13 protein-coding genes and 1 pseudogene are annotated in these 13,259 nt (G+C 46.9%); 9 read left to right on the forward strand and 5 right to left on the reverse strand.

Annotated features, from left to right (window positions below; translation table 11 throughout):
• Together V7D78_RS07185 and V7D78_RS07190 are read left to right on the forward strand one after the other, a co-directional pair.
• A pseudogene (locus V7D78_RS07185) lies at positions 1 to 453 on the forward strand (radical SAM family heme chaperone HemW); the annotation flags it as partial.
• Positions 454 to 518: 65 nt separating this feature from the next.
• Entirely contained in the window at positions 519 to 2,378 is a 1,860-nt protein-coding gene (locus V7D78_RS07190) for a DUF885 domain-containing protein (protein ID WP_333607765.1), read from the forward strand.
• A 116-nt stretch (positions 2,379 to 2,494) separates the two neighbouring features.
• Here V7D78_RS07190 and V7D78_RS07195 read toward each other — a convergent pair whose 3' ends face one another.
• Positions 2,495 to 2,938, reverse strand: a complete 444-nt coding sequence (locus V7D78_RS07195; RefSeq protein ID WP_333607766.1) for a SirB2 family protein — start codon at positions 2,936 to 2,938, stop codon at positions 2,495 to 2,497.
• A 627-nt stretch (positions 2,939 to 3,565) separates the two neighbouring features.
• Here V7D78_RS07195 and V7D78_RS07200 point away from each other — a divergent pair.
• The 7 genes from V7D78_RS07200 (at position 3,566) to V7D78_RS07230 (ending at position 9,844) form a co-directional block, all read left to right on the forward strand.
• Positions 3,566 to 3,985 (forward strand): DUF5412 family protein, encoded by a 420-nt coding sequence (locus V7D78_RS07200; protein WP_333607767.1) that lies wholly within the window; start codon positions 3,566 to 3,568, stop codon positions 3,983 to 3,985.
• Positions 3,986 to 4,034: 49 nt separating this feature from the next.
• Positions 4,035 to 4,664: a signal peptidase I gene (lepB, locus tag V7D78_RS07205; RefSeq protein ID WP_333607768.1), complete on the forward strand. Its 630-nt coding sequence runs from the start codon at positions 4,035 to 4,037 to the stop codon at positions 4,662 to 4,664.
• A 407-nt stretch (positions 4,665 to 5,071) separates the two neighbouring features.
• Positions 5,072 to 5,299, forward strand: a complete 228-nt coding sequence (locus tag V7D78_RS07210; protein ID WP_333607769.1) for a hypothetical protein — start codon at positions 5,072 to 5,074, stop codon at positions 5,297 to 5,299.
• 233 nt (positions 5,300 to 5,532) lie between these two features.
• Entirely contained in the window at positions 5,533 to 6,495 is a 963-nt protein-coding gene (locus tag V7D78_RS07215; RefSeq protein ID WP_333607770.1) for a magnesium transporter CorA family protein, read from the forward strand.
• 12 nt (positions 6,496 to 6,507) lie between these two features.
• The gene (mgtE, locus tag V7D78_RS07220) at positions 6,508 to 7,857 is read left to right on the forward strand and encodes a magnesium transporter (protein ID WP_333607771.1); all 1,350 of its coding nucleotides are present in this window, start codon (positions 6,508 to 6,510) and stop codon (positions 7,855 to 7,857) included.
• Positions 7,858 to 7,874: 17 nt separating this feature from the next.
• Complete coding sequence (gene rimK, locus V7D78_RS07225) at positions 7,875 to 8,792, forward strand: 30S ribosomal protein S6--L-glutamate ligase (protein ID WP_333607772.1); 918 nt, start codon at positions 7,875 to 7,877, stop codon at positions 8,790 to 8,792.
• On the forward strand, positions 8,792 to 9,844 hold the full coding sequence (locus V7D78_RS07230; protein ID WP_333607773.1) for a succinylglutamate desuccinylase/aspartoacylase family protein: 1,053 nt from the start codon (positions 8,792 to 8,794) through the stop codon (positions 9,842 to 9,844). Before rimK ends, V7D78_RS07230 begins: the two co-directional genes overlap by 1 nt.
• On the opposite strand, the gene V7D78_RS07235 is transcribed toward V7D78_RS07230, so the two are convergent.
• The 4 genes from V7D78_RS07235 to V7D78_RS07250 form a co-directional block, all read right to left on the reverse strand.
• Entirely contained in the window at positions 9,841 to 10,536 is a 696-nt protein-coding gene (locus V7D78_RS07235) for a DUF2884 family protein (protein ID WP_333607774.1), read from the reverse strand. The two genes, V7D78_RS07230 and V7D78_RS07235, sit on opposite strands and share 4 nt — an antisense overlap.
• Before the next feature lie 201 nt (positions 10,537 to 10,737).
• Complete coding sequence (locus tag V7D78_RS07240; protein WP_333607775.1) at positions 10,738 to 12,405, reverse strand: DUF342 domain-containing protein; 1,668 nt, start codon at positions 12,403 to 12,405, stop codon at positions 10,738 to 10,740.
• A gap of 108 nt (positions 12,406 to 12,513) precedes the next feature.
• A complete protein-coding gene (locus V7D78_RS07245; protein WP_333607776.1) occupies positions 12,514 to 12,849 on the reverse strand; it encodes a hypothetical protein in 336 nt (111 codons plus the stop codon).
• A 57-nt stretch (positions 12,850 to 12,906) separates the two neighbouring features.
• Positions 12,907 to 13,259: DUF2982 domain-containing protein (locus V7D78_RS07250; RefSeq protein ID WP_333607777.1), on the reverse strand; the 353-nt coding region annotated here is incomplete at its 5' end.

Raw genomic sequence — 13,259 nt, forward strand, 5'->3', positions numbered from 1 at the left:
CAGCACGGTTATCAGCAATATGAGATATCGGCTTATGCCAAAAGCGGCCAGCAATGCCAACATAACCTCAATTACTGGCGCTATGGCGATTATCTGGGCATTGGCTGCGGTGCACATGGCAAACTGACCTTGCCAACGCGTAATACGATTTTGCGCACGGTAAAAATTAAGCACCCTAAAGGCTATATGGATATCAGCCGTGGCTATATGGATAGCCGCGAGCAGGTGGCGCCAGAAGACCGGCCTTTTGAGTTTTTTATGAACCGCTTTCGCTTGCTGGAGCCCTGCCCTAAAGCCGACTTTATTGCCTTTACCGGCTTGCCACTGAGCAGCATAGCGCCAGCTATAGCTGAGGCCGAGCAACAAGGTTTGCTGCAAGTGACTGACAGCCATTGGCAGGTCACCGAGCATGGCGGCCGTTTTTTAAATGATTTGCTGACGCATTTTATGTAACTTTTTACCGGGGCTGCTTTTAAGACAAATCAAGACAAGTTAAGCCCCCGCTTTGGAGATGTTTGATGAACAAGCTACCCGCACGCACCCTTACCGCTTTGGCGTTAAGTCTGGCCTTAATCAGCGGCTGTGGCCCGAAAACCAGCCAGCCGTTACCAGAGCTAACTGGCACCCAATTAACCACTGAGCAGCATTCGGTGCGGGCCAATGAGCTGTTTGAACAAATTTTTATGGAGCGGGTATGGCGCAATCCACTGCTGCAAACCCGGCTGGGCTTAAAAGATGATTACGATAAATGGCAGGATTTATCGCCACAGGCCTTTACCGATGAGACACTGATGACCCGCCAGCATCTTGGCTTGCTGGAGCTTATCGACCCCAGTCTGCTCGATGCCAATACACGGCTGAGTTATCAGCTGCTGCAACAACAATTACAACAGACACTGGATGCCGAGCGCTGGCATTTGCACAGCTACCCGGTAAATCAGATGCGCGGCATTCATTCACAAGTACCAGCGGTGCTGATTAATCAGCACAGTATCAAAGATGAGGCGGATGCTAAAGCCTATATCAGCCGTTTAAACCGGGTACCGCAGCTGTTTATTCAGCTGGAGCAGCAGCTGACTGAGCGTGCTGAGCAGAATATTATTCTGCCGTATTTTGTGTTTGATTATGTGATTGCCGAAAGCGAAAACGTGATTAGCGGTGCCCCTTTTTACGCTGGTGATGACAGCACTTTATTAGCTGATTTTAAAAAGAAGGTAGCGGCATTATCGCTTAGCGAGGTTGAGCAAAAACTGTTGGTGGATGAAGCCACTGTGGCCCTGCTGAGCAGCGTCGGCCCGGCCTATCGGCGGCTGATCACGTTTTTACAGCAGTTGCAGCAGCAAGCCGGCACTGATGACGGCGTATGGCGCTTTCCTGAAGGTGATAAGTTTTATCAGGCGATGCTAAGGCAAATGACCACGACTGACCTTACTGCTGCGCAAATTCACCAGTTAGGTTTGGATGAAGTGGCGCGTATTCACGCCGAAATGGCCGCCATTAAACAACAGGTGAAGTTTGATGGCGATCTGGCGGCGTTTTTTGAGTTTATGCGTGACGATCCGCAGTTTTATTACCCGGATACCGAGCAGGGCCGCGCAGATTATCTGGCACAAGCCACCGCTTATATTGATGCGATGCGCGAGCGCCTGGATGAGCTGTTTATCGTTAAACCCAAAGCCGATATGGTGGTGCGGGCAGTAGAGCCGTTTCGTGAGCAAACCGCCGGTAAGGCGTTTTATCAAAGCCCGTCGATGGACGGCAGTCGCCTCGGTGTCTATTACGCTAACCTGTACCGCATGAGTGATATGCCGAAATACCAGATGGAAGCGCTGGCCTACCACGAGGGCATTCCGGGCCATCATATGCAATTGGCCATAGCACAAGAGCTGGAAGATATGCCGAAATTCCGCCGCTTTGGCGGCTATACCGCCTACATTGAAGGCTGGGGTTTATATTCAGAAAAGTTGCCCAAAGAAATTGGCTTTTATGAAGATCCCTACTCCGACTTCGGCCGGCTGGCCATGGAGTTATGGCGCGCTTGCCGCTTAGTGGTAGATACCGGCATTCATGCCAAACAGTGGAGCCGCGAGCAGGCGATTCAGTATCTTATCGACAATACCCCTAACTCTGTAGGCGATGCTACTAAGGCGATTGAGCGCTACATTGTTATGCCCGGTCAGGCGACGGCTTATACTGTGGGCATGATCAAAATTCTGCAGCTGCGCGATAAAGCCAAAACAGCGCTGGGCGAGGGTTTTGATATCCGTCAGTTCCACGATGTGATCCTGCGCAGCGGCGCCGTGCCACTGGATGTACTGGAGCAACTGGTAGATGACTATATCGCAGAAAGTATCGCTGAAAAGAGCGTAGAGGCTTAGCAAAAACTGCCATCTATAGTTTTTTATGAGTAATAACAGCTGTAATGGCAGAAGATCATTTATTGTTTGTTATCGCTAACAGCAAAACGCCCCAGCATTTCCGGGGCGTTATTTCTTTAACTGACTACCACCAACATTGACTGCAGCGTTTCCAGGTAAGCACTAACATCATCGCCAGCGCCTTTTACTTTCAGCCTGTGGGCATAGGCCAGCCGGGCACTCATCACAAACCAGAATAGCGCGCTGATAAAGCCAACAATGCGCCAGATGTTTGTTTTTGCCCACTTCAGCGCAAATGCCACAGATAACACATAAAACACAAAACCAGCCAGTTTCGACGACGCCCAGCCATTAACGAACGGATACAACTGCAGTGGATTTACCAGCATCAGATAAATAGCGGTGATAATAAATAAGGTATATAAAATATGCGGGCCAATTTTCAGCAGTTTATTATTAACCTTATCAGATCCCTTCAGCGTTAAGGCAAAGTTGATCAGAAAAAACAGCAGCGTCAGCGCAATTATGGTCAGATGGGTATGCTTTATTATCAAGTACATGGCTTATTTCCCTGAGATTATCGTTTTTGATGGGCCAATATAGCGTTTTTTAGCCGGGTTGACGATGCTGAAGATAAAAACATTGTTTGTCGACAAAAAGCATCACAAAAATAAATACTTGATTTACATTCGGGTACAGCTTTAGACTCGTCGCAAAATGGCAGAATTTAAGAGTGTTTCAATGAACTCTCGCGAGTATTTGTTAACCTTATTTGATATTGATGCGGGCTCGCTGCCAATAAGGATTGCTTCTGATGAATTTGTTTGTCGAAAATTTATTTCTGAACTGATTTTGAAAGGTTATGTTAGTACGACAATGCAGGCCCCTGATAACTCCGTATTTATGAATCTTATGCTTACAGATAGTGGTTCAAAGAAACTTGCTGAACTCAGGTTAAGGAACCCTGAAATATCAAAAACATTACCCATTAGAAAATACAAAGCCATAATATTAAATGTAATTTATTCAGTTATCTCATTGTTTATAATTGAATTTTTCTTCAGACTGCTGCGTGGTGGGTTTTAGCATTAAGCTGCTAAAGCGCTTGCTTCTTTTGGCTACTTCTCAACAGCTGTTGGCGTGTTTTGTCACAGGTGTATTTGAATTTATTATCTAAAAAGGGTTAGATGAAAACGATTATAAAATATCTCTTAATCACGATGTCAGTCATTGCAGGGGTGCCAATACTGTTACTTGCCCTGCTTCTCTATCTAAGTGCAGATGGTATGTGCGGTAATTACATTCATACCGAAGTTGGCTCTCCAGACAATCGATATAAAGCTGTTATTTTTCAAAGAGATTGCGGAGCTACCACAGATTTTAGTACACAGATCTCGATTGTAAAAAAGAATACAGAGCTTAAAAATAATAGTGGCAACATTTTTGTGGTAAGATGCCATCCTGATTCGCAGGCGCCTGAATTGAAGTGGCTTTCAAACACCGAGCTGTTAATAGGCAGACAGCTCGACGGCACTGAAGTCAGGGCTGAGAACAGCTTTGGTTTAATACATAAACTAAAGATTAGCTATGCAACAGGCGTTCCATAACGCACCACGCGCACTTAATCTGTGATCACTGAAAAGGAGTTTGCCACAAATGAATATTAGCAGAGCATTAAAAACCATCGGATTAACAGTGATTATCATAGTGGTAAGCTCCGCTTATGTTCGTGCGTTTAGCATTCCGTTTCCATCCATGAGCCCGACATTTTTGATTGGTGATGTCATCTTTTCCAATCATGCCGCCTACGATCTCCGCTTGCCTTATATGGACGCGGTTATCATTAAAACAGGTGAGCCGCAAAACGGTGATGTGATCATCTATTTTGATATCCCTAAAAATGTGATAGCCACCAAGCGAATCATCGCTATACCCGGGGATAGGGTGCGCATGGAAAACAACATGCTTTTCATCAACGGTACCGAGGTAACGCAACATCCTATTCCCCAAACCTTGTTTGATGAGGTACCCCCAGAACATGGCTTAGGCCAACTAGTGGTAACAGAGAAACTTGGCCGTAGCGAGTATGTGATCACTTACACCCCAAATAAAAGCCCTGTACACAGTTTTCAGGAAGTGACTGCCCCTGAGGGTAAATACTTTATTTTGGGCGATCACAGAGATAACAGTGCAGACTCCCGTTATATTGGCTTTATTTCCAGAGAGCAAATTAAAGGCAGAGTGATCAAAGGCGCCAGAACGCCGAACTCATATGCAAAGTTATAACTAATATCATTTAAAGCGCGCCTTTTAGGCGCTTAATTTCATTCAGCTAATCTCCTTAACACCGGCAGATGCAGATGAAAACGTCATGCTTGATATGATAAAGCGCTCCAGTTTTAAACGGTTCACAGATAAAGAAATGCATACTCCATGTTCGTTAAAGGCATATGAGTTAACACTACATTTCAATGTTCCTCATAAGGTAGACCTAGAATTAAGTATCGTTTTGTAAACAAGCAACAACCTCAATATTCAATGAAAGCGCCGTAAGGGGCTGTGGTGATAGCAACTAAGCTGGGTGAACCGAACTCTTGAACAAGCCAATAAAACCACCATCACTTATTTTTAAAGATATCGCGATATTCGCATTATGCCTACTGTATGTGCTGGCGATACCAGGCATGGTATTAATGTACACTAGCTACAACTACCTATCTATTTGGTTAAGTTTATTTTTATTGCCGCTACAACACTGGATCTTGCCTAAAGTGCTATACAACGATGCAGAACAATTGTATCTACAGGCAGATAAAATTTATCAAGCCAAGCTAACAGAGCAGAAAATGGCCCAATATCGCCAGCTACAAAATGGCAATGTAAACGAGAACATAGACAACTACCTGAAAAGAAAAAAGTAATTCAAATGTGCCTGTGTCGGCGGCGCAAATAAGGTGCCGCTTGGCTTTGTGTCCCTGACTGAAAACCTGATGATGGTGGATATGGCACTGTGGATGTGGTTTAGCCACGGCGGGTTTTAAACAACGCCATACAGATCTAAGCACGGCACCAGTCAAAAATCTGCACTGAGGTTTGCGGTTAAGCGCCATTATTGCGTATGCTGTAGCTATAACAGCGTAAAATAAGAAAGAGTATGATTTTACTTCAGTATTTTGAACCTGAAACCCAGCAGTGGCAGCAAGGCTCGCTGGCTAACTTGCCGATGCAATTAAGTGCCGATGCCCGGGTCTGGCTGAATATGAATGACGCGACGAGCGAAGAGCTGCAGCAAGTACTGCAGCGTTTTGCTATTGCGCCGACCCTGGCTGAAGATTTTAGCCGCCAACGCCATCCGCCCAAGCATGAAGCCCAGGCCGATTTTAGCCTGCTGATTTTGCGCGGCTATGCCGATGCTGATTTTTCGGAATATACCAGCAGTGCCCAGCTGAACTTGTTATACTCTAAACAAGTGCTGATTAGCTGGGTAGCGTGTCATAATCTGCAACTATTGCAGCAACTTATGCCGCAAGCACCGCTTAAGGGCAGTGTCAATATTACCGATTGGGTAAAGCAACTGATCCTGACCGTATCGGCCAGTTATCTGGAAAAACTGCTGGATTTTGAAGACGAACTCAGTGAGCTGGAAGACAGCATGTTGCAGCGCGGCAATGATGAGCAAATGGCGCTGATGATGCGCTACCGTTCGGTATTACGTAAAATAAACCGTAACCTGGCGTATCAGAAAGACATTTTTGCCGATGCACTTTATGAAGAAAAAAGCACCTTGCTGCAGCACTTTACTGCACCTGATGTGCGCGATTTTTATGAGAAATTTGAACGGCTGCACAGCATGACCGATTTGTACTACGATCAGCTCAGCGACTTGGTCGAAGGCTATATGTCGACTACCTCGCATCAAATTAACGAACGGATGAAAGTGCTGACCATGGTCAGTACTATTTTTATCCCACTGACCTTCATCGCCGGTTTGTACGGCATGAACTTTGTTAATATACCTGAGCTGGAGCACCAAAATGGCTACTTTTATGCGCTACTGGTGATGGCAGTGCTGGGAGTGGGCGGTCTGCTGTGGTTTAAATTTAAGAACTGGTGGTAATAAGGACCTGTCATGGCAGATAACCAGCCTTTAGATATTGAAGACATTGTCCGCGATAGCTTCGATCAACGGGAAGCCGAGCAGCTGACGGACAAACTCAGCCAGCTGGAACCCGAAGAGATTGCTATTGCGCTTGAAGCAATGCCATTGGAGCAACGGGTCAGCACCTGGCTTGGCTTGCATCTGGACGATCAGGTTGCTGCACTAACCTATATGCGGGTCGATGCCCGTGACAACATTTTTAAGCAACTGGATGAAGAGCAACTTCATGCGCTGGTCGAGGGCATGGAAGTCGATGATTTAATTGAGTTGCTGGATGAAATGCCGCAGCGCATCTACCACTATGCCTGCTCCAGACTGGATGCCAGCCAGCGCGCCTGGCTGGAAACCGCGCTGACTTATGATGATGATCAGTGTGGTCGTTATGCCGATCACGACGTTTTAATTATTAATAAAAACGCCAAAGTACGCGATGCCGTCAGGCTGTTCCGTAAACTGGCCGATGATGCCGAATATCAGGACGCGCTCTTTGTTATTGACCGAACCGGCCGCTACGCGGGCTTAGTGCATGCCACCAGCTTACTGGGGCAACCCAGCCACTTACCGGTTGAGCAATTTATTGATGATGATGCGCCTGTGGTACGAGGTGATATGGAGCTGGATCAGGGCTCTGAAATGGTCTCGCGCTCCGGCTATACTGCGCTGGCGGTGGTGGCTGCAGACGATAAATTGCTGGGGCGTTTATCTATCGGTGAAGCACTGGAAAACGTGCGGCGTAGTCTGGAAAGCCAGTTTATGCACACCGCCGGTTTAGATGAAGAAGAAGATTTATTCGCACCGGTGTTTGACAGTGCCAAACGCCGGGCGCTGTGGCTGGGTATTAACCTGTTAACCGCCTTTTTAGCCGCCTGGACCATAGGGCTGTTTGAAGCCACACTACAACAAGTAGTGGCACTGGCGGTACTCATGCCCATTGTCGCCAGCATGGGTGGTATCGCCGGCAGTCAAACGCTGACCTTGATGATCCGCGGCTTAGCGCTGGAGCAAATTACCCCGCAAACCTATATGACCTTGCTACGCAAAGAGCTGGGCGTGGGCGCCATTAATGGCGTACTGTGGGCGCTGGTGATCGCCGTCACAACTTATTTTTGGTTTGGTGACTGGATTATTGGTGGGGTTATTGGTCTGGCCATTGTGATCAATATTGTTGTTGCCGCCATATCCGGCGTCTTTATTCCTATTTGGCTGGAAAAACTGAATATTGACCCGGCGCTATCGGGTTCCGTTATTTTAACCACGGTAACGGATGTCATTGGCTTTTTTGCCTTTCTTGGCCTGGGCACCTTATTTTTACTGGCGTAGAGCGCCACGGAGACTGAATGAAAATTGCGATATTATCGCGCAATGCCGAGTTATATTCGACAAAGCGGCTGGTGGCAGCAGCAGAGGCTGCAGGCCACGAAATAAGGGTAATAGATCCCTTAATGTGTTACATGAATATTAATCGCACTAATTCCTCTATTCACTATAAAGGTGAAGTGCTGGATGGCTTTGATGCCGTGATTCCACGCATTGGTGCCTCCATTACCTTTTATGGCACGGCCGTACTGCGCCAGTTTGAAATGATGGGCGTCTATTCGTTAAACGAGTCGGTAGCCATCGGCCGGGCACGGGATAAATTGCGTTCTATGCAGCTATTGGCACGCCAGGGAATAGGCCTGCCGATCACCGGTTTTGCCGATAAACCCGGTGATATTCCCGATTTAATTGAAATGGTCGGTGGCGCGCCACTGGTGATTAAACTGCTTGAAGGTACCCAGGGCATAGGCGTGGTTCTGGCCGAAACCCGTACCGCCGCAGAAAGCGTCATTGAAGCCTTTATGGGTCTAAATGCACATATCTTAGTACAAGAATACATTAAAGAAGCCAATGGCGCCGATATACGCTGTTTTGTAGTGGGCGATAAAGTGGTAGCAGCCATGAAACGCCAGGCCAAAGCCGGTGAGTTTCGCTCAAATTTACACCGTGGCGGCTCGGCCAGCCTGGTGCGGCTAACGCCGGATGAGCGCAGTACAGCAATACATGCGGCTAAAACCATGGGTTTAAGTGTCGCCGGTGTTGATTTACTGCGCTCTAATCATGGGCCTGTCGTCATGGAAGTAAACAGCTCACCGGGGTTGGAGGGCATTGAAACCTCCACCGAAAAAGATGTGGCTGGCATTATCATCCGCTATCTGGAGAAAAAAGTGCACAGCCATAAAACCCGGCGTAAAGCCAATACCAAAGGGACCGGCTAATGCCTACTAAACGCCAGCCATTTATGCTGGGCAGCCATCAGATAGCGCCCGGCAGCCGGACCATAGTCGATATCCCCTTTGGCAAACTTTACACCCATACTGAGCTTAACATTGGTGCACACGTGGTGCATGGCCGCCAGCATGGTCCGGTATTACTGATTACTGCAGCCTTGCATGGTGATGAAATAAATGGCGTAGAAATATGCCGCCGCCTGCTAAAGCTGCCACGGCTTAACCGCTTAAAAGGCACCCTTATTGTGGTGCCTATCGTTAATACCTATGGCTTTGTGCAGCAGTCCCGGTATTTACCCGATCGCCGCGATTTAAACCGCAGTTTTCCAGGCAGCGAAAAAGGCTCGCTGGGCAGTCGTATGGCATTTCAGTTTACCGAGCAAATCCTAAAAAAATGCACCCATGCCATTGATTTACATACCGGTGCTATTCACCGCGCCAACCTGCCTCAGGTGAGAGCCAGTGCCAAAGATAAAACCGCGCTGCAAATGGCCGAAAGCTTTAACGCTCCCATCATCATTAAAGCTGCCAGCCGGGATGGCACTATGCGCGGTACCGCTAATAATCTGGGGATCCCGTTATTGTTATATGAAGCCGGTGAAGCGCTGCGCTTTGATGAGCAGGCGATTAAAATTGGCGTACGCGGCATCAGCAACGTGTTGCATGAACTGGGTATGTTACCTGAGCGCAAAAAGGTCGCCAAAACCGACTCGTTATTTTCGAAAAAAAGCAGCTGGGTACGCGCAGAGCATGATGGAATTGCCCGATACTATGTCGGCCTGGGGCAAACAGTACAGGCGGGTGATACGCTGGCACATATTTACTCGCCCTACTCAGATTTTGAAGTGGCTGTTACCGCCAGTTTTTCGGGCGTGGTGATTGGCCGTAATAACTTGCCTTTAGTCAACGAAGGTGAGGCGCTGTTTCATATTGCCGAAGTCAGCTCATTAAACGAAGCAGAAAAAACCCTGGATGCGATCAGCGATGAAGTGGATAACGCTATGCCGCAAATGCAGGGGGATGAGTACGGGGTGGTTTAATTTTTTTCGGTGACCACATCGTACAACTGTAACAGTGGCACTCTGGCCTGCAGCTGGGTTTCTAATTGATCCAGCTCACGCATCCGTTGGCAAAACAGTGCTGATTTGGCTTCAAGTTCAATCATTTTTTCATCCAAACCAAAGGTAATTTTATCCATCAATTCGGCGACTGACTGTAAATCCTGATTATCACTGCGCTCAAAATTATGATCCGACTGGCGCAAGGCATCTCGTAGTGCACCCCACACTGCGCCCACAGTATGCCGTGCCAGATTAGTCAATTGCGGCTTAAGCTCGCCATTTAAAAAGTTATCAAGCTCATTCAGACTTTGTGGCGCTAAATAAAAATGGTCACCGGTACGCACAAAACGCGACATAAACTGAAAGGTCGTTTCACGAATTAATGCGCGCCATTCCGCTTGCTGCGACTTACTGCCTACACCGGCTAACATAGTTTCAATACTGGATAAACCGACTTCAACGCCGTCCACGGCCAAACTAACAATTTCGGGGACGACTTTGCGGATATCTTCACTGAATTGTCTTAAAAGTTCAGTATCAGTATCATCAAGCTCTACCCATTCACCCTCGATAAACAGCTGTTCATTGGCATTAATTTGCACATAGGTACGGGTGTTTTGTAAAAAACGTATATGCTCAGGGCCGATTAACAAACCATACCGAAAGGCCATATTGCAGTCTGCCCTTGCTGATAAGGGCAACATCAGCACTAATATACAGCAGCACAACACTAGGTTTCGGATCACGGCAAACACTCACATTAACGCTAACATTTTGCTATAGCATAGCGGTATGCAGCGCAGCATGCACCCGGCTGCGCCGCAAGCAATTGGCTGTTTATCTGATCTATACCTTATTAACTGTTATGCAGCTTACAGCGGCTCTATGGCCGGGCGGCCATCAACGACTAATACTTTGCTCGGGCCATATTCACGACGACTGCGGGTCGACTCCTTGCCAAACTGCATCTCCACCGCCGAAAACAGCTGCTCTTTTACCTGAATAAGCAAGCCGCTGAGCTTTTCCTGCCGCTGCTGCTCTAATTCTTTAATGTCGGCCATTAACGCCATGGCTAATTCACGATGCTCATCAAATTCTGCACCAAGCTGCAATAACTGCATTTCGGTATTAGCGCTGGGCGCAGTAGCATGGATTTTTTTTAGCTGTTCAATTTTCAGTTTAATTTCATCCATTTGCTGCTTTTCCGCCTGAATACTAAGCCGCAGTACATCTTGTTTGGCTACAATGGGATCCAATATACGGTTAAGGCTAACTTTAACAGCACTACTGGATGGCGAACCAAGCTGACCACAGATTATACCTTCATCCAGATAGTAATATCCTCCCACCAGTTTACCATTGGGCTTATCTTCAGGCCCGGCAAATACCCTGCAGGCTTCGACCGAACAGTGCAACAGTTGCTTATTGACATATAAGTTACCGCCACAACTGAGCTTAGTGTACTGAGCGGTATTACATTGAATATCGCCTACCGCTTTTAACTCAGTACTGTACTGAGTGTTTTCTTCCACTTGCGCCACTTGATGACCAATCACCGAGCCGGTAATAGTGATGTCGCCACCGGCTTCGATTAATGAGCCTTCCATGATGCCTTTTACAAACACATTACCACCGGCAATCACTTTCATGCCTTCGGTGACATCTCCGCTGATAATGACTGAGCCGCGAAACATAATATGACCACTGGTTAAATCCACATTTTTGACGTTAAACACTTCGTCCACAGTGGCACCGGCTTCAATTACCCGCGGTAAACCATCACGGGTAGCCAATAATAAGTCAGGATCATTTGCCGACACATCAGTACCCTCGCCCGGCTGCCAGGCAATGGTTAAGCCCGGCGTCGCCGGCATCAGCGTACCGGTCACTGTCATACCATCAATGCCTGCAGTAGGTGCATGGCGCCGCATTAATGCTTCACCCGCGTTGATAGATGGAATAACGCCAAAATCACGTAAATCTGCTTTTTCTTCTGAATCAACCCGAGGACGATTGCGTCGGCTTTCCATTTCCGGCAAAAGGGCTTCAAAGTGTGAGTTATCGCCTTGCTTCAATTCACGGCCCCGGGCAATCATTAACTTGGTTTTGCTACCAGGTTCAGCTTTAGCCGCATGGGAGACCAATCTGATAATTTGCTCTTTACTAAAGCCAAATACAATACCGGCCTGTTGTGCCGCCTTTACCAGCATATTAGCCGAGATGGGTGGCCCACCCCAGGCTGAAGTAATGATGGCGAAAGCCGCCATTTGATCTTCACTGATATCAAAATGAATTTCAGCCGGGCGCTTCTCTGCCACACGGTAATTTAGTTCTTTGGCATTTTCCTGTAACACTTTTTCTTTAATTTTTAACTGTAGTTGCTGGTATTCCACCAACAAATTGGTAATTTGATCGGTCAGCAGAAAACAACGGCCAAAGCCGTTTTGTTGTAACTGCTGCTGAATTAGCTCGGCAGAAAGGCTGGAAAGTGACACCGGCACTGTTATTTTTATACTGTTGTCGTGCTCAGTAAATTGCATAATTAACCTAAACTACAGGATATAAGTAAATACTACCTGTAATGAAGCAAAAAAATGCAGAAAAGGCAAGCCCTGAAGCGGGTTCAGGGCGTAAAGGCAGGGATTAATTTAAATATAGTTGTCCTGGTGTACCCGAATGAACATATCTGTGCCTTTTTTGCTGTAATCTATCTTGTACTCTTTATTATTCAGTGCCTGAATGAACAACAGGGTTTTCACTTCGCCAAACACATCTGTGCTGGAAATATCAACGATTTCCATATACCGCTCTTTTGCTTCAACCCGACTGGCCGGAACGGCTTCTAAAAATAATTTAACGCCATGACGGGTTACTACGACTGGTGGATCTTCATCATCATTTACCAGGATTAAATCCAGCTTCTTATTTTTATGGATGATGGTATTGCGACCACTGACCAGAAATGCCTTATCGTAGTTATTCATCTTGACCCTACCTACTGACTTAATTGCTAATATTATGATACAGCTAGCTATCTCTGTCTAGGATACCGTCGCTGACAACTGCATTAAGCGGGTTTGATTAATATGCTGACACAGTTGCTGAACCTGCGAAGCATTGAAGGCTACCGGCACAAACAACTCAAAACCACTGGCCTCGGCCAATTTTTGCATGCGTTGAGCAAACACGGCTTTGATCCCGGTGTACTGTTGTGATGCCGTGGTAAAGCTGTCTTTTTCGTTAAGAATTTCAGTGGCACAACGACCATCAGCACAGCCTTTTTTTACCGCTTCCAGGTATAAAGGCCGCTGTTCAGTCATGATGCGTACCGCCAGTCGTAATGGCAGTTGACTGAGAATGGCATCATAGTTGCTGACTTTAAAGCCAATAAAGG

It is taken from the genome of Arsukibacterium sp. (genome assembly GCF_036735525.1).
In the GTDB taxonomy this organism is placed as follows: domain Bacteria; phylum Pseudomonadota; class Gammaproteobacteria; order Enterobacterales; family Alteromonadaceae; genus Alishewanella.

Bases quoted from the DNA above. Each gene is read 5' to 3' on its own strand.
- V7D78_RS07210 (WP_333607769.1), top strand. From the start codon at position 5,072: ATGTACACTAGCTACAACTACCTATCTATTTGGTTAAGTTTATTTTTA.
- V7D78_RS07190 (WP_333607765.1), top strand. From the start codon at position 519: ATGAACAAGCTACCCGCACGCACCCTTACCGCTTTGGCGTTAAGTCTG.
- V7D78_RS07195 (WP_333607766.1), bottom strand. From the start codon at position 2,938: ATGTACTTGATAATAAAGCATACCCATCTGACCATAATTGCGCTGACG.
- V7D78_RS07245 (WP_333607776.1), bottom strand. From the start codon at position 12,849: ATGAATAACTACGATAAGGCATTTCTGGTCAGTGGTCGCAATACCATC.
- V7D78_RS07200 (WP_333607767.1), top strand. From the start codon at position 3,566: ATGAAAACGATTATAAAATATCTCTTAATCACGATGTCAGTCATTGCA.
- mgtE (WP_333607771.1), top strand. From the start codon at position 6,508: ATGGCAGATAACCAGCCTTTAGATATTGAAGACATTGTCCGCGATAGC.
- V7D78_RS07230 (WP_333607773.1), top strand. From the start codon at position 8,792: ATGCCTACTAAACGCCAGCCATTTATGCTGGGCAGCCATCAGATAGCG.
- V7D78_RS07235 (WP_333607774.1), bottom strand. From the start codon at position 10,536: ATGGCCTTTCGGTATGGTTTGTTAATCGGCCCTGAGCATATACGTTTT.
- V7D78_RS07215 (WP_333607770.1), top strand. From the start codon at position 5,533: ATGATTTTACTTCAGTATTTTGAACCTGAAACCCAGCAGTGGCAGCAA.
- rimK (WP_333607772.1), top strand. From the start codon at position 7,875: ATGAAAATTGCGATATTATCGCGCAATGCCGAGTTATATTCGACAAAG.
- V7D78_RS07240 (WP_333607775.1), bottom strand. From the start codon at position 12,405: ATGCAATTTACTGAGCACGACAACAGTATAAAAATAACAGTGCCGGTG.
- lepB (WP_333607768.1), top strand. From the start codon at position 4,035: ATGAATATTAGCAGAGCATTAAAAACCATCGGATTAACAGTGATTATC.